The organism is Bradyrhizobium sp. R2.2-H, assembly GCF_004346455.1.
GTDB lineage: Bacteria > Pseudomonadota > Alphaproteobacteria > Rhizobiales > Xanthobacteraceae > Bradyrhizobium > Bradyrhizobium diversitatis.
This window is the reverse complement of record NZ_SMBR01000017.1, coordinates 106,454-129,995: the sequence shown is the minus strand read 5'-3', so window position 1 is coordinate 129,995 and position 23,542 is coordinate 106,454. Positions and strand designations below refer to the sequence as shown.

18 protein-coding genes and 2 pseudogenes are annotated in these 23,542 nt (G+C 58.5%); 14 read left to right on the top strand and 6 right to left on the bottom strand.

What is annotated here, in order from left to right:
* Window positions 1–60: 60 nt before the first annotated feature.
* Window positions 61–897: a caspase family protein gene (locus EDE08_RS33010; protein ID WP_131873556.1), complete on the top strand. Its 837-nt coding sequence runs from the start codon at window positions 61–63 to the stop codon at window positions 895–897.
* A 1,676-nt stretch (window positions 898–2,573) separates the two neighbouring features.
* Here EDE08_RS33010 and hemE read toward each other — a convergent pair.
* Window positions 2,574–3,589: pseudogene (hemE, locus tag EDE08_RS33000) on the bottom strand (uroporphyrinogen decarboxylase).
* Between the two features lie 473 nt (window positions 3,590–4,062).
* Between hemE and EDE08_RS32995 the strand changes: the two are divergent.
* The 9 genes from EDE08_RS32995 to EDE08_RS32955 all read left to right on the top strand — a co-directional run bounded on the left by EDE08_RS32995 (window position 4,063) and on the right by EDE08_RS32955 (window position 14,431).
* Complete coding sequence (locus tag EDE08_RS32995) at window positions 4,063–5,172, top strand: DUF7482 domain-containing protein (RefSeq protein WP_502700660.1); 1,110 nt, start codon at window positions 4,063–4,065, stop codon at window positions 5,170–5,172.
* Window positions 5,173–5,675: 503 nt separating this feature from the next.
* A complete protein-coding gene (gene hemC, locus EDE08_RS32990) occupies window positions 5,676–6,605 on the top strand; it encodes a hydroxymethylbilane synthase (RefSeq protein ID WP_131873382.1) in 930 nt (309 codons plus the stop codon).
* A gap of 605 nt (window positions 6,606–7,210) precedes the next feature.
* A complete protein-coding gene (locus EDE08_RS32985; protein WP_131873384.1) occupies window positions 7,211–7,771 on the top strand; it encodes a hypothetical protein in 561 nt (186 codons plus the stop codon).
* Between the two features lie 45 nt (window positions 7,772–7,816).
* The gene (locus EDE08_RS32980; protein WP_131873386.1) at window positions 7,817–8,260 is read left to right on the top strand and encodes a transposase; all 444 of its coding nucleotides are present in this window, start codon (window positions 7,817–7,819) and stop codon (window positions 8,258–8,260) included.
* A 735-nt stretch (window positions 8,261–8,995) separates the two neighbouring features.
* On the top strand, window positions 8,996–10,213 hold the full coding sequence (gene hemA / locus EDE08_RS32975; protein WP_131873388.1) for a 5-aminolevulinate synthase: 1,218 nt from the start codon (window positions 8,996–8,998) through the stop codon (window positions 10,211–10,213).
* Window positions 10,214–10,285: 72 nt separating this feature from the next.
* Window positions 10,286–11,344, top strand: a complete 1,059-nt coding sequence (gene ccmI, locus EDE08_RS32970; protein WP_131873558.1) for a c-type cytochrome biogenesis protein CcmI — start codon at window positions 10,286–10,288, stop codon at window positions 11,342–11,344.
* Complete coding sequence (gene ccmE, locus EDE08_RS32965) at window positions 11,341–11,853, top strand: cytochrome c maturation protein CcmE (protein ID WP_131873390.1); 513 nt, start codon at window positions 11,341–11,343, stop codon at window positions 11,851–11,853. Before ccmI ends, ccmE begins: the two co-directional genes overlap by 4 nt.
* Complete coding sequence (locus tag EDE08_RS32960; protein ID WP_131873392.1) at window positions 11,850–13,847, top strand: heme lyase CcmF/NrfE family subunit; 1,998 nt, start codon at window positions 11,850–11,852, stop codon at window positions 13,845–13,847. Before ccmE ends, EDE08_RS32960 begins: the two co-directional genes overlap by 4 nt.
* 134 nt (window positions 13,848–13,981) lie before the next feature.
* Window positions 13,982–14,431 carry a cytochrome c-type biogenesis protein gene (locus tag EDE08_RS32955; RefSeq protein ID WP_131873560.1) on the top strand — a complete coding sequence of 150 codons (450 nt, stop codon included), beginning with the start codon at window positions 13,982–13,984 and terminating at the stop codon, window positions 14,429–14,431.
* 414 nt (window positions 14,432–14,845) lie between these two features.
* On the opposite strand, the gene EDE08_RS32950 is transcribed toward EDE08_RS32955, so the two are convergent.
* Genes EDE08_RS32950 through ccmA form a run of 5 tightly spaced genes read right to left on the bottom strand, consistent with a single transcriptional unit; the run spans window position 14,846 to window position 17,793 of the window.
* Window positions 14,846–15,508, bottom strand: coding sequence for a DsbE family thiol:disulfide interchange protein (locus tag EDE08_RS32950; RefSeq protein WP_131873395.1), 663 nt, complete (start codon window positions 15,506–15,508; stop codon window positions 14,846–14,848).
* On the bottom strand, window positions 15,505–15,675 hold the full coding sequence (ccmD, locus tag EDE08_RS32945; protein ID WP_131873562.1) for a heme exporter protein CcmD: 171 nt from the start codon (window positions 15,673–15,675) through the stop codon (window positions 15,505–15,507). Before ccmD ends, EDE08_RS32950 begins: the two co-directional genes overlap by 4 nt.
* A 2-nt stretch (window positions 15,676–15,677) precedes the next feature.
* Window positions 15,678–16,439, bottom strand: coding sequence for a heme ABC transporter permease (locus tag EDE08_RS32940; RefSeq protein WP_131873397.1), 762 nt, complete (start codon window positions 16,437–16,439; stop codon window positions 15,678–15,680).
* Window positions 16,440–16,486: 47 nt separating this feature from the next.
* Entirely contained in the window at window positions 16,487–17,146 is a 660-nt protein-coding gene (gene ccmB, locus EDE08_RS32935; RefSeq protein WP_131873564.1) for a heme exporter protein CcmB, read from the bottom strand.
* Window positions 17,143–17,793 carry a heme ABC exporter ATP-binding protein CcmA gene (gene ccmA / locus EDE08_RS32930; RefSeq protein WP_131873399.1) on the bottom strand — a complete coding sequence of 217 codons (651 nt, stop codon included), beginning with the start codon at window positions 17,791–17,793 and terminating at the stop codon, window positions 17,143–17,145. The genes ccmB and ccmA overlap by 4 nt, the downstream gene beginning before the upstream one ends.
* Before the next feature lie 971 nt (window positions 17,794–18,764).
* Between ccmA and EDE08_RS39275 the strand changes: the two are divergent.
* The 4 genes and pseudogenes from EDE08_RS39275 to EDE08_RS32910 all read left to right on the top strand — a co-directional run.
* Window positions 18,765–19,185 (top strand): annotated as a pseudogene (locus EDE08_RS39275) (IS630 family transposase); the annotation flags it as partial.
* Window positions 19,128–20,111: a coproporphyrinogen III oxidase gene (locus tag EDE08_RS32920; RefSeq protein ID WP_502700659.1), complete on the top strand. Its 984-nt coding sequence runs from the start codon at window positions 19,128–19,130 to the stop codon at window positions 20,109–20,111. The pseudogene EDE08_RS39275 and the gene EDE08_RS32920, both read left to right, overlap by 58 nt.
* Before the next feature lie 1,531 nt (window positions 20,112–21,642).
* Window positions 21,643–22,281, top strand: a complete 639-nt coding sequence (locus EDE08_RS32915) for a cytochrome P460 family protein (RefSeq protein ID WP_207913158.1) — start codon at window positions 21,643–21,645, stop codon at window positions 22,279–22,281.
* 11 nt (window positions 22,282–22,292) lie between these two features.
* Window positions 22,293–22,862 (top strand): cytochrome P460 family protein, encoded by a 570-nt coding sequence (locus EDE08_RS32910; RefSeq protein ID WP_131873403.1) that lies wholly within the window; start codon window positions 22,293–22,295, stop codon window positions 22,860–22,862.
* Window positions 22,863–23,542 lie beyond the last annotated feature (680 nt).

Sequence of the window (23,542 nt, the reverse complement as noted above, 5' to 3'; positions counted from 1 at the left end):
ACCTCAATCCGTTTGCCCATCCAACCGCGTGCCGTTGGCGATGACGCAGGAATGACAATGATGAAATTTAAGCACCTTGGCATGTCCTCTCGCTCCGTCGCACTGGTGGGCGGCCTTCTCGGCGTGCTGTCGCTCGCTATCGGAGCGCATGCCGCGCTGAACAGGCGCGCGCAAAACGCTGCCAAGACCATGAGAGCCGAGCCATCCGACGGCATCACCAAGCCCGCCCGTTTGGCCCTTGTCATTGGCAACGGCCATTATCCTGACGCCTCCGATCCCCTGGTGCAACCGATCAACGACGCTCGTGTGCTAACCTGCACGCTGCGCCGCAACGGCTTCGACGTCGACCTCCTTGAGGACGCCAGCAAGGACGATATGGAGTACGCCATAGCCCGATTGAAGTCGAGGATCAAAAAGGACGCTGTGGTGATGCTGTTCTTCGGCGGTTACGGCGTGCAGGCCGGCGGCCAGACCTACATGATTCCCATCGACGCCCGCATTTGGCGCGAGCGCGACCTCGAGCGCGAAGGCGTTTCGGTGGAATCCCTGCTTTCCGATACGAAGGAAAGCGGCGCCCGCGCCAAGCTCGTGGTGTTGGACGCCTCTCGCCGCAACCCCTACGAGCGCCGCTTCCGCGCGTACTCGCATGGCCTTGCACCCATCGCGGACGCCGACAAGGCACTGATCCTGACCTCGGCCTCGCCCGGAAAAGTGGCGGATGACTCCACTGGCCGGAACAGTGTGCTGGTCTCCGAGCTCCTGAAAAACTTCAGCACCGGCGCCGGCATCGAGAACGCATTCAACCAGACCCGCATCTCGATCAAACGTGCCTCCAACGGCGCGCAGGTGCCCTCGGTGAATTCGACTCTGGTGGAAGATATCATCCTCGGCGGCTGACTTTTGGAGGAGCGATCAGTTATTCAATCCAGCGCGCGAACTGTCTATCAACAAGGGATCAATCCGGCTAGCTTCCCCAAGTTCGCAACTGTTGGATCGGATGTTGCGTTGGCGGGGATCTCTCGGCGGCTGCCATACGCCAGCTAAGCGACTACAGAGAAGCGCACCCTATCGTGATGTGCCGCAATGCGGTGTGCCGCCACTCGAGTTCGCGGCTCCTGCGGGGCTCTTCGTTGGTCATCACGTACGCTCGCTTGAGCGGTGTCAGGTCGCACTCGCCCATCACTGGGAAACGACTTGAACAGGCCCAAGACATGCCGGCCGATGATGGTGCAATACGATGTGCGCAGGACGCTCTGACGCTCTGGTCATGGATCGGGTCTGAACGCCAGGCGTCTGCCGCGTGTCATGGATCGGTTTCAACGTTTGCAGCATCCATCGTCGGCCCGGCATACCGAGTGAATGCCGAGAATGAAGTGGATTGCGATGTTAGTCGGTTGTGAATCTTGGACGGCTATCCAAAGCTTGGGGATAGCAAATCTCGGGCGGAATGACATTCGCGGTGCCATGCGCCAAGTGCGGCAGGCATGCGAGCGCGTGTGAATTCGTCTCTATACTAGATGGTTATCGGATGAATAGCCAAAGAGCATTTCCGGTTCTCCGGCGCTGACGACATCATCCAACTAATTCGCACGGGTGAAGTACGAACGGTTTCTCATCTACCGACGCTTGCGAGAATTGTTGGCTCTTGATGGCGATTAACCGAGGCGGGCACCAGGTTCGAAGACATTGCTTCAGTTCAACTAGGAGAGCTATCTTGGCAAAGCGTTCGCTTCTAATCGCGGCAACAAGCTACCTCATTGCCGTGGCACCGGCAGCATACGGCCGCTCGGCGTACGACGGCTCCTGGGACCTCCTCTTCGTAACGCAAAGAGGAGCCTGCGATTCCACTTACGGGTTCACTGTTGATGTAACTAACGGAATTGTCACGCATCCCAACCTCGTTAGATTTCAAGGTCACGTCGCAAAATCCGGTGCGGTTCGGGCTTCGGTGACCGTCCACGATAAATATGCCTCGGGCGCGGGCAAGCTCTTCGCGACGTCCGGGCAGGGGACTTGGAACGGGCACTCAGGGTCTGGGGTATGTTCGGGCTATTGGACGGCGCGACGCAATTGAAGAGCGCAACGGCAGCGCGGCAGGATTGTGGCATAAATGCTGGCGGCGTCAAGCTAAGTTACGGAGACGGCGGTTCGTCGGCGAGCTCGAGCTCATAATGAGATGTCAGTTTCAGAATACTAGTTAGCATTGCATTCCTGCTCAGTTTGCTCTCAGCCGGTCTCCTATACGACTCGGGAAGGTTCGTGGCCAATCCATGAGCGTACCCAACTGGGCCGGTGAGCCCGCATCGCTTGCGCTGGAAGGCATGTCAATGGTGCGACACCCAGCTGTTTGTCGAGCCGTGCTCGCCGTCGAACGCGAATGCCAAAAGCGAGATGCAGCGGTCGTTTTCGAGATCTCCGTAGAGTGCTCTCGTTTTCCTCGGCTTCATGGATCGAAACGCCATCTTGGCAGCGCTCCTCACCGGGAGGTCGGGACTCGTTGCACATGGGTTCTCATGCTGAATGATCCGCCAAAGGCGGCGCGCGCGAGGGATGACCGCGAGGCGAAATGCTCTTCACCTGCGCACCCGCGTCAGTATCCGCTCGACGTGGGCGATCGGCGTCTCCGGCTGGATGCCGTGGCCGAGATTGAAGATGAACCGCCCCTGCGCGAAATTCGCCAGCGTGTTGTCGACCGCGCGGTCGAGCGCGGTGCCGCCTGTGATCAGCACCAGCGGATCGAGATTGCCCTGAACCGCGACCTTGCTCTGCACGCGCTCGCGGATGAAGCCTCGCTCCGCCGTCCAGTCGATGCTGACCGCGTTGACACCGGTCGCTTGGAAGTTGCGCGCCGGCACCACGCGGAAAGCTGATGATCTTCGCGTCCGACATCTTGGCGCGCACCCCTTCGACGATCCGCCGGATCGGCTCGACCGACCAGCGCGCGAACTCGGCGGGTGGCAGTACGCCGGCCCAGGTGTCGAAGATCTGCAAGGCATCGGCGCCGGCCGCAAGCTGCGCCAGCAGATATTCGATGGAGTTATCGACCAACACGTCGATGATACCTGCGAACGCCTCCGGATGCCGGTAGGCCACCATCCGCGCCGGCGCCTGGTCGGGCGTGCCTTGGCCGGCGACCATGTAGGTCGTCCAGGGAGCGCCAGAAGCCAATCAGCGCGATCTTGGGATCGAGCGGCCCGCGCACGATCTTGAGGGCCTCGAACACCGGCTCGAGCTTGCCGAAATCGGCTTGCTTGGCCAGTGTCGCGACCTTGGCGGGATCATCCAGCGGTTCGAGCCGCGGACCCTCGCCGACCTCGAAGCGCACGGAACGTCCGAGCGCATAGGGGATCACCAGGATGTCGGAGAAGATGATCGCCGGATCGAAGCCGAACCTCCGGATCGGTTGCAGCGTCACCTCGGCGGCAAGCTCTGGGTTGAAGTAGAGATCGAGGAAGCCGCCAGCCTTGGTGCGCACCTCGCGATATTCCGGCAAGTAACGGCCGGCCTGCCGCATCATCCAGACCGGCGGAATGACCTGCTGCTGGCCGGTGAGGACGTCGATGAAGGGTTTTGTCGCAGACTGGGGCACGAGGAGCCCTGATGCAGATATCGGGTTCTTGATACACCACCGAACGTTCTGGGATCCGTATTCCAAATGTGCATCGATTCAATGCCCGCATTCGATTTTCGGGACGGCGGCCACTTGGGCTAAACTCCGCCGTGCTAGGCAGAGGAAGTCACACTCATCGTTGCCGCGAGCAATCGCGGTTTGACCGGAGCAACAATCGTGAATCGCGCAGTGTCGGCTAATACTTTCTGGCGTTCTTGTGTCGATGCGATTGCAGCGGCGGCATTCGAGCAGCAAGCACCGAGTCCTCCCTGGATGACGGGCATCCGACCAGGTGGTCTCTTCCGAGATACCACGACGCTGGTGATCTCGAGCTACCAGAGAGTTTCAAGAATGGGTGTATTGTTGGCACTATCTCTACGGTTATCTCAGACGAAGAAGTAGTTGCGCAAATCGCCGAAGATGGTGAGTCGGCCACGGCAGATATGAAATGAATGATCGGAGCGAATATGAGATCTAGCAAACCCGTTGGGAAATGCATTTACAGACCGGCAATCGTTCTTCTCTTGTCGTTTGTTGTGACTGAGGGAAGTACGGCGGCGGATAGATCGACCGAAAAGAGAATCACGAAGTTGTTTCTCACCTCGGGTCAAGTCGACCTTGCAAGAGAAGTGGTTAGATTGCCGCTTCATCGCGGTCGCCTTTCCTCCGGAGAGACAGTTTGGTTCGTTCTTACCGACGTAAGCGACTTCGCCACTTCCAAGAGAATGGGCCTCACATGGGCGCCGAGTCTCAGTAAGGCGAAAGACGTCGCGAGTACGCGAGTTGCCGAAATGGATGAGTCAGATAACTTCACCTTTGAATCGGGTCGAGTTGATTTCTCGCCAGTTCAAACGTTGAAAGCGGGACAGTCGCCAAATTTCTACCCGCCTAGGTTGGCGCGGGCCGGGTCTGTTGGAGATGCGCACTACAGCCCGTTGGTTCGGGTGACGAACCGCAATGACATTGTTTTCAATGCCCCCATGATCGCCTTCAACGTCGGACCGGAGAAAATCTCATTCTGCGGCGGCAACCCCAATTACTCGGTTGTACTTGACTCGGTGGCAAGCATCTGCCCTGACAATGGCACAGTCGACTTGAAGCTGCGCTTTGGATTTGCGGACGGCAGGCACCTGCGGTACCTCAGCTTCGACGCCAACTCCGAGGAATCAGCAGTAATCGAGTCATCTACCTTTGCGCCTGCCGAAAGCGACATCCTCCAAAGCGGGGCGACAGAGATCATCTACACAATCGTGAATGGTAGGACCGGTCCCAAGGACCCAGAGCGCCAGGGGCTTAACAGTGCGCTCAATGGAGAGGGCCATTCACTCGATATCCTTGCGCATTTCAAGGAGATCAGTGCTGGATATTCGCCGATGTGGGATGTTCAACTAGCCCAGTGGTCCAAAGAGACAATCGAAAAGAATCAAAGGAGGCTGATCACTGACGGTGACGACATTACAGCGAAGAGCCAAGCTGGCGTGTTGGTAAGTCCTATCGGAGGGCCGGTTAGAACGACCGAGAACCTTGTGAATTGCCCAGTGGTGGGTTTCACCAATGAATGAGTTCTCGAAGGAGACCATCGAGCCTGTGAACATGACGAATGGATGTTCGGGGACATAACCAATAGTATTTCCGCTCGCCGAGTTGATGACCGCGACTGCTTGGAGGGTAGAAGACCTGCATTGGGTGTTCATAAGCACACAGGCGCCACCGCGCGGCGCAGCTCGCATCAGGCGGTTGGCATACCCGTTCGCTGGCGCCACCGCCTTGATGACGTGCCTAGAGAAATGGTCGGTGCCCAAGGCCTGGGTCTGCGGATGGTGAAAACGAGCGGCATCGGAAGGACGAGCCTCGCCATGCACCGCTTGTGGCGCCTGGCGAAACATTCCAACGGAGCTCGACCACATGGCTCGAGATTACTTAGAAGGCGTATCAAGTCGCGTGCCGTTTGAAACAGGACCGCGCGATCGATAGTCGCGAGCTAAGCATCCGGTGGGAATCTAAACATCCGGTAGGAATCTGAATCCGTCTACGAGAATATTCGTACCGATTTGAACTAAGGCCGATGCAAGCAAAACCTTTCCGTATCGGTACGCGCGGCAGTCCGCTTGCCCTCGCACAGGCGCATGAGGCACGCGATCGGTTAATGTCGGCGCATGGCCTTCCCGCGGAAATGTTTGAGGTCATCGTGCTGACGACGCGCGGGGACCGTATTGCAGGCCGGTCACTTGCCGACATCGGCGGCAAGGGGCTCTTTACAGAGGAGCTTGAAGCGAAGCTGATCGTCAGTGACCTTGATTTTGCTGTTCATTCGGTCAAGGACATGCCGGCGAGTCTTCCGGAGGGTCTCCATCTGTCGGCGTATCTGCCGCGCGAGGATATCCGCGACGCTTTCATTGGGCGAGCCGCCCGCAAGCTGGTAGAGTTGCCGAAGGGCGCGACCATCGGCTCCTCTTCGTTGCGTCGGCAAGCATTGATCCGCCGTTTGCGGCCCGACATCAACGTGATTACATTTCGGGGGCTGGTCGATACCCGACTGCGCAAATTAGAGGACGGTCAGGTTGACGCTACACTGCTAGCAGTCGCAGGGTTGAAGCGGCTCGGGAAGGTAGGCATCATCACCGAGCTTCTCGGACCCGAAGACTTTCCGCCTGCCCCTGCTCAGGGAGCCATAGGACTCGAAAGCCGGATCGGCGACGCCCGGGTTGACGACCTCTTGGCGGCCGTCAATGATCCGGTGACGTTCGATACCGTATCCTGCGAGCGCGCTTTTCTGGCCGCTCTGGACGGCTCGTGCCGCACGCCGATAGCGGGCTATGCCATTTGCGAAGGCGACCGAATCCGCTTCTCCGGTCTGATCGTCACGCCTGATGGGAGGATCGAATATCGGACAACGATTGAAGGCAATCGCCGCGATACAACGGCACTCGGTCATTTGGCGGGCGCGCACGTGAGAGAACAGGCGGGCGGCGGCTTTTTCGAAGACTGGCGCTGAAACGCCATAAGCCTAATCGTAACTTGTTCGGAACGGAAGAGACGTTACACAACGCGCTCAACGCCTCATGGATCATAGGGAACCACGCCACGCTCCTTTGCTTAATAAGGTACAGGTGTCGGGTATTTTTGGCGGACGAGAGTCATTCAACCCCGCTTTCTCACACTTCCAACAGTATTAACGACCGACGACATCTTCCCTGAAATCACTTGGCTATCGGGAAGCAAACCAATCGACCCCATACGTGCCAAAGGTGAAGGAATCCTCGTTTGGACTGGTGATCGAGCTCCGCTATAGCAAAATGTAGGCGTCGTGCTTTTCGCAGGATCTCAATGGCTCTATCGTGATTCTCCCGCTCGAGGTCATTCAGCTTCTCGGCCACGTCAGTAGGAACGCTAGCTCGGTACCTGCTATCGATTTCGGCGCTTCTGACCGACTAACGCAGTGTCTGCAGAGTGCAGCCGATCTTTGCCGCAATCGAGGGCGCCTCCCCTCAGTGCCCAGGTGCTACCCCATAGGCGTTAAGTTTATTCTTGAGTGTTGGAACCACACGTGATTCCAAGGTGGATGGCAGACGAATCGCTTTTGAACGAGACTGGACGAGAGTGGTTACACAACTCGGCGGGGCTGCGCAGCTTGACATAAGTGCGCGCCAGACGAAGGCTTTCGTGCGGCGGCGCCAAATTCCAGATGCGGTGTCGTTACTTCGGCTGATGCTAGCTTATTGTCTGGGTGAAAGAGGGTTGGGATCGACAGCCGCGTGGGCCGCTTCTGTTGGCCTTGCCGACCTTAGCAGCGTGGCGTTGTTCTTTCGCCTGCGTCAATGTGGCGATTGGTTTGCAGTGCTGGTGGAGGGCTTGCTCGCTGCGGCAGCCCCGAAGGCGAGCCGAGGCCGCCTGATCCGCATTATCGATGCGACGACAGTGCCTCAGGCAGGACCGGCTGCGCGCAGGAGCAGTGAGCTTTGGCGCGTTCATAGTGCGTTCGATCTGCCATATGAGCGCTTTGGTCACTTCGAGCTGACAGATCAGCAAGAGGGCGAAACGTTTGACCGGATACCGGTGGTCAAGAACGAGATCCGCATTGCTGACCGCGCTTATCTGCAACCTGACCGCATCGCCGCTGTCCGCGACGCCGGGGCAGACGTTTTGATCCGAGCGGGCTGAAAGAGCGCACGTTGGCTTGATGCCAAAGGCCTCCCGTTCGATCTGATGGCCCAATTGCGTGCGGCGAAGGCGCACGGACTGATCGATCGGAGGATTTGGATCAAACGCAAGGGCGGTGCGCCTCTGGCTATGCGTCTGGTCGCAGTCAAGAAGCCCGCTGGTGCAGTCGCGGCTTCGCGTCGTAAAGCCCGGCGAGACGCACAAGACGAAAACCGCGTCATCTCCAAAGAAACTCTGGAAGCCGCGGATTGGGTCATTCTGGCCACGTCGCTCGCATGGGACGAGTTCTCCACCAAGGATGTACTCGCGCTCTATCGACTGCGATGGCGCATCGAACTTGGCTTCAAGCGACTGAAGAGTCTGATTGGTCTCAAGACGCCACCTGGAAGCGATCCGCGCTCCGCCAAGCCCTACCTGCTGGCCCATCTCTTGATCATCCTGCTGTTCGAGCCGCTTGCCCGCGACTTCGAGGACTCCCCCCCTGGATGAAGGCCGCCTGACGACACCTGGCGCTTGGCGTGTTCTGCAACAACTCGTTGCATCCTTACTGCAAGCGATCATTCCACAACCAACCATCCGTTGCTTCCGCCGCAGAAAACGAGCGCTTGGGCGGCACCTGCGCGAGCCTCCTCGAGAACGTCGCTATCAATCGATGCTCGCACTGCCTAAACGCCTATGGGTGCTACCCTGGCCTGATCCAGCTTGAGCCGAACCGCGCGGGCGCGTACCTCGGATGAAAACATGTTCGTCGCTTGCTCATCATGACCCTCCCGCTAGGAGTTCGGACGATCGCGATGAACCAAGGTACTCCAGTTGTTGCATCCTTCGTGCGGCGAGTATTCTAAGACGCCGCGCCTATAGTTTCACCGCGATCTCCAAGTTGCAGTCCTAATCATTCATCGTGTGCAGCCGGTTCACGAAAAGTATGGAACATACGCGGTAAGCCTTTTGCAAGTTGGCCAAGCTCCCGGATGCTGTTTGAGCATCGTCCAGGAGTTGAAATTTATGATCGTGACTATGTACCGCTCTGGAGCGGGTGAGGACCGGGGCAGTACTATTCCCCATCTCTATGGAAATCATACTCATGGCGTATTGGAAAACGTCGTTTCACGATGCGACAAGCGCGATCGTGACGCTCAAACGAGCGCTTGTGTCCCGCGTCGTGTGCGCTGCTCTCATTTTGAGACAACGCCTAATGCTAAGCATCTAACAGCGGATCGAGTGATGAAAGAGTTTGATGCCATTTTCAAATGCGAGCTCGACAGGCTGCATTCAGAAGGCCGTTATCGGGTATTTGCGGAGCTGGTTCGCAATTGCGGTCATTTCCCGAGAGCGAGACGGCTGAAGGGCGATAGCACGAAGGAGGTCACGGTCTGGTGTTCGAACGATTACCTAGGTATGGGCCAGCATCCGAAGGTTATCGAAGCGATGAAGAATGCCGTCGATCAATGTGGCGCGGGCGCCGGGGGTACGCGGAATATTTCTGGAACGAACCACTATCATGTTCTGCTGGAGCAGGCGCTCGCCGACCTTCACGGTAAGGAAGCGGCACTCATCTTCACATCCGGCTACGTTTCGAACTGGGCAACGCTAGGAACGATCGGCGCCAAAATCCCAGGGCTGATCATCTTTTCCGACGCGCTGAATCATGCCTCGATGATCGAAGGCATCCGCCATGCCAAATGCGAGAGGATGATCTGGAACCACAATGACGTGCGCGATCTCGAGGCCAAGCTGGCCGCAGCTGACCCAAATGCACCCAAGCTGATCGCCTTCGAATCGATCTATTCGATGGACGGTGACATCGCGCCCATCAGGGGGATCTGTGACATCGCCGACAAATACGGCGCGATGACTTATCTTGACGAAGTGCATGCCGTCGGCATGTACGGTCCGCGAGGCGGCGGCATTGCCGAGCGGGAAGGCCTGATGGACCGGATTACAGTGATCGAAGGCACCCTCGGCAAAGCCTTTGGCGTGATGGGCGGTTATATCGCCGCTTCCAAGCCGCTCTGCGACTTCGTCCGCTCGTTCGCTTCGGGGTTCATCTTTACCACCGCCTTACCGCCGGCGCTTGCTGCAGGTTCGCTGGAAGCGATCCGTCATCTTCAAGGAAGCAAGTTCGAGCGCGCTCGTCAGCGGGAGCGAGTACGCCAAGTACGCAGTTTGCTCGACCAGCGTGGTATACCGCACACGCCGAATCCGAGTCATATCGTACCTGTCATGGTTGGTGATGCCGCCAAGTGCAAATGGATCTCAGATTTGTTGCTCGACGATTTCGGCATCTATCTCCAGCCGATCAATTACCCAACAGTTCCGAAAAACACCGAACGCCTGCGGATCACGCCGACGCCGCTGCATTCTGACGCTGATATCGAACAGTTGGTTGAAGCACTGAATTCACTCTGGTCGCACTGCGCGCTTGCTCGCCGTGTTGCGTGATCTCGGATCGAGATAATTTGAGAAGGAAGGCGCCAGCGTGCGTTCGCGACTGAAGATGAGGGTATGGGCAGCGTGCTGATAAAAATCGTCATCATGCTGGTGACCATGGCAGCCGGATTGATCTTACTCTATCCCCTCAGGCGCCGTCCGAGGTCTGTTGACGGCAGCCACAATGTAGAGCTTGTCGTCTATCATGATCAACTAAAGGAGCTTGAACGTGATCGTCTAACGGGCTTGTTTAGCGATGAACAGGCCGCATATGTCCGGACTGAGATAGCTCAGCGGCTCTTGGCGGCAAAGGAGAGTAGCCGGCCGTGCGGACACTTTTCGACGTCGCACCCGTGGACCCGCGCATCGATCTTAGTCTCTCTTAGCGCGGCTTTCCTTCTCTACAGCTCGATCGGTCGGCCTGATCTGCCGTCCCATCCGTTTGAGCATCAGGCCGGTACCCTGGGTATGGACGTCACTGCCGTCGTTGCAAATGCGAAGCAGGTAGTCACTGATGGCGGAGATGCTCCGGGCCGGCCGTTGAGGCCGAGCCCTGCTCGGATCGACGGTCTTGCCGAAGAGCTGATTGCGATTGCCGGAGGCGTGGTGACCGAAGATGCACGCACGATCTTGGAGCAATCGTTGTCAGTCGAACCAAGCAATCCGCGCGCGCGTTTCTACATCGCACTGAGCAAGGAGCAGGCCGGTCGGCCCGACGATGCACGCGCTGATTTCGAAGCCTTGGCCAAAGAGTTGCCTGCGGGCGCCGAATGGCTGCCGCTGGTCAATGAGCATATCGCAAGGAATGGCGGCACCGCTATTGGGCCGGCACCTCGACCGACAACATCGGTTGCGCCAACGGCGGAGGACATGGCGGCTGCCGACAGCATGAGCAGTGACGATCGGCGACAATTCATTCGCGATATGGTGCAACGCCTTAATGCTAAGCTCGACCAAAATCCCGACGATTTCGAGGGGTGGAGCCGACTGGTCCGCTCTTACGCAGTATTGAATGACAAGCATCGTGCGGCGGATGCGCTGAAGCGGGGGCTCGCAGCGTTCCCAGCAAGCGGCGACGAGAGCAAACAGCTGCAGTCACTGGCCGAGAAACTCGGCATCCAGACGGAAGGACTGACGGAATGACGCTCAAAGAGAAACGCCTGACGGTGCTTTTCGGCGGTATGAGCTTCGTCATCGGCGCGGTGCTGCTCGTCATGTTCGCCTTCAGCAGGTCCATCACCTATTTCTATATGCCGGTTGACCTCGCCAAAAATCCGATTCCCGCGGGCACTCGCATCCGATTGGGCGGTCTCGTTAGCGAAGGCAGCATCGTTCGCGATGAGGGAGCCGTCGTCCGTTTTGCCGTAACCGATCTGAACGGAGAGTTCGTCAACGTCCGTTATCAAGGCGTCTTGCCAGACCTCTTCCGCGAGGGGCAGGGCGTCGTCACGGAGGGAATCTTCGAGGCGGGGAGCAGCCTATTCTTTGCCGACATCGTGCTTGCCAAACATGACGAGACATATATGCCGAAGGCGGTGGCCGACAAGCTGAAGGTCGAAGGACTTTGGAAGGAGGAGGGCAAGGGACTTGCTACGCAAGGCGGAGCGAAGGGTCAGGAACCGAAGGGCCAGGAGGCGAAAGCGGCGCAATGATAATCGAGATTGGCCATTCCACGCTCGTACTGGCGCTCGCGACCGCAATCATCCTATCGGTCGTACCTGTGATCGGCGCCCGACGCCTAGATCGGGCATTGATGGATGTCGGATCGATCGGTTCCGTCCTGCTCTTTGCCCTTGTCACCGTTTCCTTCGCGGCGCTGACACATGCGTACGTCGTCTCGGATTTCTCGGTCGAGAACGTCTGGGAGAATTCGCATTCCTTGGTGCCGCTGGTCTACAAATTTTCTGGCGTCTGGAGCAATCACGAAGGCTCGATGATGCTCTGGCTGCTGATTCTGTCGCTGTTCAGCACGCTGGTCGCCGTGTTCGGGCGAAATCTGCCGGACACACTGAAGGCCAACGTGCTCGGCGTGCAGGCCTGGATCGCAGTTGCCTTCCTAGGGTACATCCTATTGACTTCTAATCCCTTCATCCGCCTTGATCCGGCGCCGCTCGAGGGACGGGATCTCAACCCGGTACTGCAGGACGTCGGGCTCGCGATCCACCCTCCGCTGCTCTATCTCGGCTATGTCGGCTTTTCCGTCTCCTTCTCCTTCGCCGTTGCCGCGTTACTCGAAGGAGGCATCGACGCCGCTTGGGCGCGCTGGGTGCGGCCCTGGACGCTTGCCGCTTGGACATTTCTGACGCTCGGCATCGCCATGGGCTCCTACTGGGCCTATTACGAGCTCGGCTGGGGCGGGTGGTGGTTCTGGGATCCTGTCGAGAACGCCTCCTTCATGCCTTGGTTAGCCGGCACAGCGCTTTTGCATTCGGCTCTTGTCATGGAGAAGCGCGGGGCGCTGAAAATCTGGACCGTATTGCTCGCCATCCTGACCTTCTCACTGTCGCTGCTCGGCACTTTCTTGGTGCGCTCGGGCGTGCTGACTTCGGTGCACGCCTTCGCGAGCGACCCGAGCCGCGGTGTCTTCATCCTTTGCATCCTGCTGATCTTCATCGGCGGCGCGCTATCGCTCTTCGCTGTCCGCGCGCCACTGCTCAGTGCGGGCGGCCTCTTCGCGCCGATCTCTCGCGAGGGCGCGCTGGTTCTCAACAATCTCGTGCTGACGGTCGCCTGCGGCACGGTGCTGATAGGCACGCTCTATCCGCTGGTGTTAGAGACGCTGACGGGTGACAAGATCACTGTCGGCCCACCGTTCTTCAACCTGACTTTCGGTCTGCTGATGGCGCCGATCCTTGTCATTGTGCCCTTCGGGCCGCTACTCGCATGGAAGCGCGGCGACCCGCTCGCTGCGTTGCAGCGGCTCTATGTCGTAGGCGGGATTTCCTTTCTTGTAGCGGTGATCTTTTTCTATGTTCAGAACGGCGGACCTGTGTTGGCCGTCTTCGGTTTCGCGGCGGGGCTTTTCCTTGTACTCGGCGCCGCTGCCGACCTCTGGTACCGTGCCGGGATTGGCGAGATGAATGCGGTCGTCGCTTGGCGCAGGCTTTTGGGTCTACAACGCTCCGCCTTCGGCACCGCGCTCGCACACGCCGGACTGGGTGTCACCGTTCTCGGCATCGTCGCGGTGACTATGTTCCAAGCAGAGAGTATCGCCGGGATGAAGCCGGGCGGCACGGCAGATATAGGCGGCTATACGGTCCGCTTCGACGGCATGCGGCCGGGTATCGGCTCGAACTACACCGAGGATCGCGGGAGCTTCTCCGTGAGTCGAGGCGGTGTTGCAGTCGCCATTGTTTCCTCGGCCAAGCGCGTCTTCACAGCTAGCGGCAGGGCAACGACCGAGGCCGGGATTCTCACCTTTTTCCCGAACCAGCTCTATATCTCGCTCGGCGATCCGACCAAGGACGGCGGCATTGCCGTACGTATCTGGTGGAAGCCCTGCATCGTCTTCATCTGGAGCGGCGCGCTGATGATGGCGGCGGGCGGTTTCGTCTCGCTGAGCGACCGGCGCCTGCGTGTCGGTGCACCGAGGCGCAAGGCTCAGCCGGCGAAATCCCCTGCTCCAACAATGGAGCCGGCGGAATGAGCGGGCTGCGTTTACGGTCCTCTTCATCCGCGCCGGGGGAAGTTTATCTAAAGGGTCGGATGATGAGGGAGCGCGCCTTAGATGGCCTTTCGCGTGTCATTCAAGCCGTCTCTTCGCTCCGCTCCTCGGGGAGAGTGAGTTTGCAGCTGCTCATCCTGCTCGGCTTGTTTCTTTCACCGCTTCCCGCCCTTGCCGTCAATCCGGACGAGGTCCTGCCTGATCCGGCGCTGGAAGCCCGCGCTCGCGCGCTTTCGGCGGAGCTGCGCTGTATGGTCTGCCAGAACCAGTCGATCGACGATTCCAACGCCGATCTGGCGAAGGATCTCAGGCTTCTGGTGCGCGAGCGAATCACGAACGGCGGCAGCGACGAACAGGTGATGAACTACATCGTCTCCCGCTACGGCGAATTCGTGTTGCTGAACCCACCTTTCAGTGAAAAGACGTGGTTGCTCTGGGGTACGCCGGGGGCGCTCTTCGTCCTTGGCGGCTTGGTGATTGTCTTCTATGCGCGGCGGCACAGCCGCAAGCCGACCGACAGGGCTCTGACCGCAGAGGAGGAAGCGCTGCTCGCTGATTACGAGTAGACTGAAGCTTATGTTCAGGCTTAACCGATGCTTGGAGAACCATTGTGGACTCCTGGCAATGGGTTCGTCATAGGTAAAAGGGGGTGGCGCCGTAGGATTCTCGAGATGCTCGGGGTGCTCACGTTCGTTCTTGTTGTTCTGATGCTGCTATGGTGGCTGGTCGACAGCACGTCTGCGGAGAGACCGATGCGGCGATGGATGGCTGTAGCCGCGAAGCTCGTCCGGCTCGCGCTTATTGGTTCCTCGTCGCGATTGCAGCAATGGCGGTGCTCGGGGCTCCCATCACTCTCCCGATGCGACATCGCCCCCAAGATTGCACCGGCGCATCAACTGAGGAGGCGATACACGTTAGCCTCGGCATGCTATATTCTGGGTCGCCGGCGTGCATGCAACTGCGGCTCTCTTCCACCATCTCTATCTTTGCGAGGACGTGTTTCGGTCGACGATTCCGGGCGGATGATTGATTAGACTCAGGCTGACCGAGAATCCTGCTTTCTCCACCGCCGGAAACAATCCCTCCTTGAGGCTGAGATCGTCGAACGGACCTACGCGCTTGTAGACGATGGTGCCGTCGGGAGCGACAAGATAGCTCTCCGGAATGCCGTACATACCCCAGTCGATCGCCGCCTTGCCGTTCGGATCAACACCGATGGCATGATACGGATTGCCGAGTTCGTCGAGGAAGCGCAGCGCATGCTCTTTGCTGTCCTTGTAGTTGATCGCAACAATATTGAGCCGTCCATCGTGGGCTAGTTTCGTCAGGATCGGATGCTCTTGCCGGCAAGGGATGCACCAGGACGCGAAGAAGTTGACCAGCGTCAGCTTGCCTTTGACCACTTCGTCCGTCAGTGCGGGCCGGGTAGAACCCTCGAGCGGCGGCAACTTGAGCGGCGGCGCCTTCGTTCCAATCAGGGCGGAGGGGATTTCGGCGAGGTTCTTGCCGTGGAAATGCTGGTCGTAGAGCATTTTCGCCGCAGTCACGGCGATGCCGCCGAAGACGGTCAACGGAATCATCGCGAGCGCATAGCGTCTGACGCTTCGGCGCTTCGGTCCATTCCCCAGTAGAGGCTCGCTCATACGCCGTCCTTCGGTCGTGCGGAACGGCGGCGGATGCCCGAAGCGTCGAGCGCTGCCAATTCCTTCTGGCAGGCACGTCCGTCGGACCACGTCCAGAGTGTTACCGCAACCGTCACAACGGCAGCAAAGCCATAAGATCCATAGACGTACCAAGCGTGAGAGCCCATCATTATTCCTCCCGGCCGACCATACGCGCCGCCATTCGGCGCTGTGAAGCAATACGGCGGCGCCAGATCTCGTTGCGCATGGCCATGATGTGCAGCGTGAAAAACAGAAGGGTGAACGCGACTGCCATGACGGCGAGCGGACGCAAAAACTCTGTATCTATTGCTGGCCCATCGAGGCGTACAACGCTGGCCGATTGGTGCAGCGTGTTCCACCAATCGACCGAGAACTTGATGATCGGGATGTTGACGAATCCCACGACGATTAACACAGCCGTCACGCGCGCCGCCTTTGACGGATCATCCATCGCGCGATTGAGCGCCATCAGGCCGAGATACATCAGAAGGAGGATGAACATGGATGTCAGCCGCGCGTCCCAGACCCACCAGGTGCCCCACATCGGTTTGCCCCAGAGCGAACCGGTGACAAGCGCAACGACCGTGAAAGTGGCACCGAGGGGAGCTGCGGACCTCGAGGAGACGTCAGCCAGCGGATGGCGCCAGACCAGCGTACCGATCGCCGAGACGCTCATGACCGTGTAGCACATCATGGCAAGCCAAGCCGACGGCACGTGGATGTACATGATGCGGACGGTCTCGCCTTGCTGATAATCGCCTTCAGTCGAAAAACACAAGTAGAGACCTGAGATGAAACAGAGGACGGTGATGCCGGACACCCAGGGGATGACGCGCTCCGCAAGCGCGAGGAATCGCGTCGGGTTGGCGAGATCGCTGAATCTGCTGATGGCAAGGCTCGCTTCGCTCATGCCTGCTCCTTACTTCGATGTGCCGATTGCTACAATTGAAAGGCCGTTCAATCCGAGGTGTTCCTGAGCGCCAACGCGGTCGCCGCCGGGCCGATCACCGCGAAGAAAAGCGTCAGAGCGATCAACATCAGGAAAGGCGGTAGAAATGGAGTCGGCTTGTGCACCGCCGCATAGGTGGCGCTTACACCGAAGATCAGGATCGGGATCGTCAGCGGCAGCACGAGAATTGAAACCAAAAGGCCACCGCGTGGAAGCGCCACGGCGACAGCCGCGCCGACCGCGCCGATGAAAGTGATCGCCGGCGAGCCGACGAGGAGCGTCAGCATAGTAACGCCGATCGCCGTCTCAGTCATGTTCATGAAGACGCCGAGCAATGGGGCGGCAAGCGCGAGCGGCAGGCCGCTCGCGGTCCAGTGTGCGAGGCATTTGACGAAGACGGTGATCACCAGTGGTGTCTCGTGCATCAACATGAGATCGAGCGATCCGTCATCTCTTTCCGCTTGAAACAACCGATCGAGCCCAAGCAGCGCGGCAAGCAGCGCGCTAATCCACACGATGGCCGGCCCGATCCGGGAAAGCAGGTTGAGATCCGGCCCGACGCCAAAGGGGACCACAGCGACGATCGTGAGAAAGAACAATATGCCGATCAGCGCTCCGCCCCCCGCTCGAACCGAAAGTTTCAGGTCCCGCAGAAATAGGGCGGTCATGCTCCCCAAACCTCCGTTTCCACGCCAGCAAAGCACTTCATGTGTAGTTCCTTCACGTTGCGGAGCCCGAGCGATTGATGGGTCGCGGCGAGCACGATGCCGCCATTCTTTTGATGTTCGCCAATAAGCGCGGTGAAAAGTCTGTCCGCATTGGTATCGAGCGCTGCCGTTGGCTCATCGAGTATCCAGATCGGCCGATGTGCGACGAGAAGCTTGGCGAAGGCGAACCGACGTTGCTGGCCCGCGGAAAGATAACCAAAGGGAAGATGGGTGATGCTGCCAAGGCCAACTGCCTCCGCAGCATCTTCGATCGAGGCCGTCGGAGCTTGCGAGCCATCGTCCAGAAACGAGCGCCAAAAACGGAGATTCTCAGCGACCGTAAGTTCATTCTTCATTGCATTTCGGTGGCCGAGATAGTGGCAGACCTCGCTCGGTCGCCGGTCAGTCCTGCCTTGTGAATCGCTGAATTTAACTGAGCCCTTCTCGGGTAGCAGAAAGCCTGCGACCACGCGCAGCAAAGTGGATTTCCCCGAGCCATTGTGGCCGGTTAGGATCAGGGCTTCGCCTCGCGTCAAACGAAACGAAGCATTAACGAAAATTAGATCGCCGGCGCGTCGGGCAGCCAGATTTTCAGCGGCGAGGTACATCTACCGAGTCTTTCTCTTTTGCGGTTCGCGGTACATCAGAAACGCCCTCGCTTTTTGACGCCGCGCGGGAGGTCTTCGCGACATATTTATAGGACGCCTGCTAAGCCAGCGCTCGGCGTGAAATTCATCTCTGGGTCGAACATGGAGCCTTTCCACTACTCCACGTGCGGACGTCGGAAATAGCCGCACCCGCATCCTGATGGCCGCAGCATGAGCGCTCCCGCGGTCATGCTCACTGTCAGTAATAGGATCTCTCGTGTTTCAATCTCTTGATAGCTTCGATTGTCGTTCCACGTTCTTCGTGAACGACGAGGCGGATCTCAGACAAGTCAACCTCGACAGTCTTGACCAGTGACCGGTCGCGTAGCGGCGCTTCCAAAGATGTCGTTCTCAATGTCGCAGCGGTTTCCGGCGGGTGGACGATCAACTCGAGTATGGCAAACGCGGCGCAGATGCAGCACGGCTGGGTAGAGATCGAGCCGGCGCACTCTCAGGGGCATCGACTTCAACCCGTGCACGATGGCGTCTGAACGGCTGCTAGAACACTGGGCTTGTAATAAAGAAAAAGAAAATCACCTCTCGTCATGGAGTCCATAGCCGGTCGTTATCGGAATGATTGGGAGTTCGCACCTGGGTGAGGTACTGGCTCGCCCCACCATGGATGACTCCGGTCCCCAACGGCAGCCGGAACGATTGAGGTGAGGCTCATAGTCCCGTCGTCGCATCTCTAAGAGAACATTTCTTGACAAATCTACAGGTCGCGCCCAGCTAGTTCGGCAAGGAGCGCGTTGAAGAGGCGTTCATGATGGTCGCATTCTGACGATCGTGGATGTGGTCGGTGTGGACGCGGCTAGTCTGCCGAACGCTCGCCGACCGTGCTGCAACGGGCGATCAGCCTATGACCAAGATTAAGACCGAACCGGTTTGGGCTAGAAGCCAACTCAAAATCATCCTCGAACGGTCGATCGGATCTGAGGGCAGCGGCGGCGGCAACAGGAGTTTTCCATACCACGATTTTCCGAATGTGGATGGCGTTCGGCCTGCGGCCGCAGCGGAGCCAGAAATTCAAGCTGTCGAGCGATCCGTCTTTGGTCGACAAGGTGCGCGATTGCGGCGGCTTGTACATGTTCCCGCGGAATCGGGCCCCCGCACTCAGCAGCGATGAGAAAAGCCCACCCTGTCCACTTAGCGCGGCTTCCGCGTCGTGGATCAATCAGGTCGATTGCTGGCTCGCTGAACTTCATCGGAAAGCAGATCCGTCGAGGTGTCCACAGTTCCATCGGGCCGCTCGACGACGGGATCCGTGCCTTTATCGACCCGCATGAAGCCGTTCGATGGACGAAATCCGCCGACCGGATTTCCGTCGAGCGCTTCCGCTCAAAGCTCCAAAAACTTGGGTGGCCAACTTTCGATTCACGAGGCTCGGTGGCATTATGGACAATTCCGTCAATGAAGATCGCCAGGTTCGAGCGCGGACCTGGTTTGAGGCCCTGCGCAACGCCATCTGCGGCGCCTTCGAAGCGCTCGAAGACGAGGCGCCCGCCGCGCTCTATCCCGGCAAGGCGGGCCGCTTCGTGCGAACGCCGTGGCATCGCACCGATCATACCGGCAAGCTCGGCGGCGGCGACGTAATGTCGATGATGTACGGAAGATTGTTCGAGAAGGTCGGCGTACATTGCTCGACCGTGCATGGCGAGCTCTCTTCCGAGTTCTGCGGTCAGATTCAAGGTGCGGCGAAAGATCCGCGCTTCTGGACCTCGGGTATTTCGCTGACCGCACACATGCGCAGCCCGCACGTGCCGGCAGTGCACATGAACACCCGCTTCATCGTGACCAGGCCGTCATGGTTCGGTGGGGGCGCCGACCTGACGCCGGTGCTGGATCGCCGGCGCAGCCAAGAAGATCCAGATAGTATCGCCTTCCATGCCGCGATGAAGGCCGCCTGTGACCGGCATGCGACAGTCGCGTCTTACGAAAATTACAAGAATGGTGCGACGAGTATTTTTCCTGCCGCACCGAAAAGAAGGGCGCGGCATCGGCGGCATCTTCTACGACCATCACGATTCCGGCGATTGGGACGCCGATTTCGCATTCACCCAAGCCGTTGGTCACGCCTTCCTGAAGATCTATCCAGATTGATCCGCCGTAACTTTGCTACGCCCTGGACCGAGGCCGAGCGCGAGGAGCAACTGATCCGGCGCGGACGCTATGTGAAGTTCAACTTGCTGTATGACCGTGGCACTCTGTTTGGCTTGCAAACTGGCGGCAATATCGATTCCATCCTGTCGTCGATGCCGCCGGAGGTGAAATGGCCGTAATCGCGATGACCAGGCTCTTGCTCAAGATGCTAATCGGGAGAGTTGAGTCGGCCTACGGCGCCCCTGAATATGCGGAACAGAAGCAGCATGCAACGTGTGGGCGAACTTGACGGTAAACGGCATGAGGCCTCTACCTCGTGATCGCGGGGTTCGCTTGGGATACAGCGTGGCACGAGCTGGTGGGTGGAGGTAAAGCCATGCCAAATCCCTTATCGTGGCGCCGAGCTGATCACCGCGGAGCACCGGGGGCGCCGAGAAGAAGGTCCGGATCGCGGCGGAGAGCTAGGAGGAGAGTTCGAGCATCTCCCAGGTGGGGCGCAGCGCAATGGCCTTTCCCGCGGAATGCTCATGGTGTGGCGACGCCAGGTAGCGGGGGTGGTAGTCGGCAAGAGGCGAGAGCTACGTGCCGATGCAAATCTGTGCGGAGGGTGATAGCGGCAGCGCTGGCTAGTACGGCTGCATTTTTCCGGTACAGTTGAAGCCCTTGGAGATTGCAAGGCCGCCGACCAAGATCTGTGAACTGGTCGAGATCGAGGCAAACGCCGCGCGGCCGCGGCTAGAGGCGTTGCGGTCGACTTCGCAAGTCGATGCGCACGAGGGTCGGCGCTGGTGAGCAAAGTACGGCGGCGGACCCGTATGCGGCGAGGTCTTACCGAAGTGGTTGCACCCAGGACATTTCACCTGGGCCGCCGATCCGGAGAGCGTTGGGTATCTCAGTGCAAGGCAGCTTGCGATGCTCGACGGGCTCAAGTGGACGCGTGTGTCACCCAACCCTCTGAAGCAGTCGCGTGTTTATCGGCTAAGCGAAAGTGAGTTCGCCGACCCTGGGGGCGCGTGGATGTATCGTCCGATCATGGCGAAGCGTCGTTCGCTCTCCCGATCAATGCGGCTGCGCCGGCCGAGATGGTGCTCGTGGTTGAAGCTGAGAATGTGAAGTTGCACTTAAGAACGCAGACGCTCGAGGAGATAATTATCGGAAGCTTTCGGGCAGGTCATGACGACAGGTCTTCTCGAAACAGAGCCCATTAGCCGAACAAATGGATCACGTTGGGCCGTGCGCCTGGCGATAACATGACGAACCTGGACTAAAGGCCAGTCTTTCCGCTTCCTATCCCATTGACTAGGGGCCTTCCCATCGGCTCCTAGTTAGAATCGATGCATCTTACGGTGCAACGGAAGCAGCTCGTGGGGCGACGCACGGGACAAACCCCATTGTCAAGCTAGAAAACCAGAGACCTCGATGCAATACCTGCGGGTCGCAAGGACTCCGGCTTCTCAGTGAGCCGGGAGTGGCATTTACGCATGCGCATGCCAAGTCCTTTCGGCGTTACGGGCTAAAGCTCCACGCCTCCAAGCACCTATAGTTCGCCGAAGTGTCATTCCCGGCTGGCATTAACTTGATGCCCCTTTGTAGCTTTCGAATCTAAGCGCCGACGTTAACCTGACATGTGCGTAGTTGATGAGATCGCCTGCGCACAAATGCCGTCATTACCTCATTAGGCGACGTACAGCTGGTCAGAGGAGAGAGATCATGAGACGCATCGTACTAGCACTTTCCGCCGTCCTCGGCGCTGGGGCTTTGGCAACTGCAGTCTTCGCGCAGCAACCGCAGCTTCCACCACCCGATGATTGGCATGCCACTGGTCGCTACCTTCCTGAATACACGAAGGATGGCGACCTTATTCTGCCAAAAAACTTTCACGAATGGGTTTATGTTGGTTCGCCACTGACGCCCAATTTCCTGAACCTTCCTCAAGCCAACTTCCCGGAATTTCATAACGTCTATATCGAGCCGGGTTCTTACGATATTTACAAGAAAACCGGCGTCTTTCCTGAAGGAACGATTTTTGTGAAGGAGCTGCAGCTAATGCTGCCAGCGACTGAAAAGGATGGTTCGAGAGCCGAGCCATCGGGGCACGGATTCTTCCCAGGTGCCTTCAACGGGGCAGATGTGACCGTTAAGGACACCAACAGATATAAGGCCACCCATGGCTGGGGCTACTATAACTTCAACCACCATGAGCCCAAGGCGGCTACTGCCAAAGTCCGACCGATCGAGGAATGTGCGTACTGCCACATTGCGAGTGCGAAACGAGATGACGTGTGGACGCAGTTCTATGGATTGCTCGACCAGGTGCCGGTACCGCCAGGTCAAACGATGAAAAAATAGGGAAAGCCGCGATGAAATTCCTCAGAAGTTCGGCTTTGGCGTCTGCGTCGTTCATCGTCGTGGCGGTTGAGTGTCTTGTCTCGCTGCCCGCAGATAGCCAGCCCGCCGTTGCGCAGGAACGACTTGTTGATGCAGCAGGCAACATGCATATCCCGAAGGATTATAGAACCACTTACGAATTCCTTGGGAGCTGGTCTGTTGCAGGTGAAAAGGGCGCTAAAGAGATGCACGTCGTTTACGCGAGGCCCGGAACTGCCGCTGCCTATCGCGCCAGCGGTAAGTTTCCCGATGGGTCAATTCTCGTGAAAGAAGTCTACGACGCAACTACTTCGGATATGACGACCGGGACAGTCAGCCATCAAGGCACTCTCAAAGGCTGGTTCATGATGGTGAAGGACAGCAAGAACAGCTACCCCGACAATAAGTTATGGGGCGACGGTTGGGGTTGGTCGTGGTTCGACGCGAATAACCCGGTGAAAACGACCTCAACCAGTTTTCGCTCCGATTGTCTAGGCTGCCACATCCCTGCCCAGGCGACTGACTGGATCTATGTGCAAGGCTATCCCGCGCTGAAGAAGTGAAGGGATGGTCAAGGTCGCTGGAATGTTACTGGACGCGGTTGAAACTGGATCAAGAAAGAACAATCTGAAGTCCAGCAACTAGAAGCATGAAGCCTGGCGAAAGCTCGGCGAATGTATTCGTGGATCGATGATAATCCTTGTGGTGCCGTTTCGCCAAGACTCGGCACCACAAAGAGCCCCGGCGGACGATCCAGCTGCTGGCAGAAGTACACAATCTCATGTCGACCACCCAGGTCAACCTCGCCGGGGTAAGAAGGTGCTGCCGGATCAAGCCGCCGCTCTGCTTCACCCACGCGCGGGATCTCTTCGAGCTGGCCGACTTCCAAAAGAGCGACCCGGAAAGGTCACAAGGGCGGACCAGGTCTTCCCCATCGCGCTGGAGCGATCACGCGCTTGGATGCGTTGTTCGAGATCGACCGCCATCAATGGCGGCAGAGCCGCGTGCCGGCAAGGAGGAGAGCAGGCCCCTTGCGAGTACAAGTACGCCTAGCTTCTCCTCCAGCGTGAAACGTCTCGCGGTCCTGCGAGGTCCTGAAGCCCGTAAATTACGTACTCAGACGCTGCGACGAGCCCGCCCGATTCCTCGACGACGCTCCCATTGCGTACCACGAGGATCGTCGATGAAGGCAATCATTGGACCGGGGGGCGAGGTCTGCCAACGAAGGTATGGGCGTTGAATT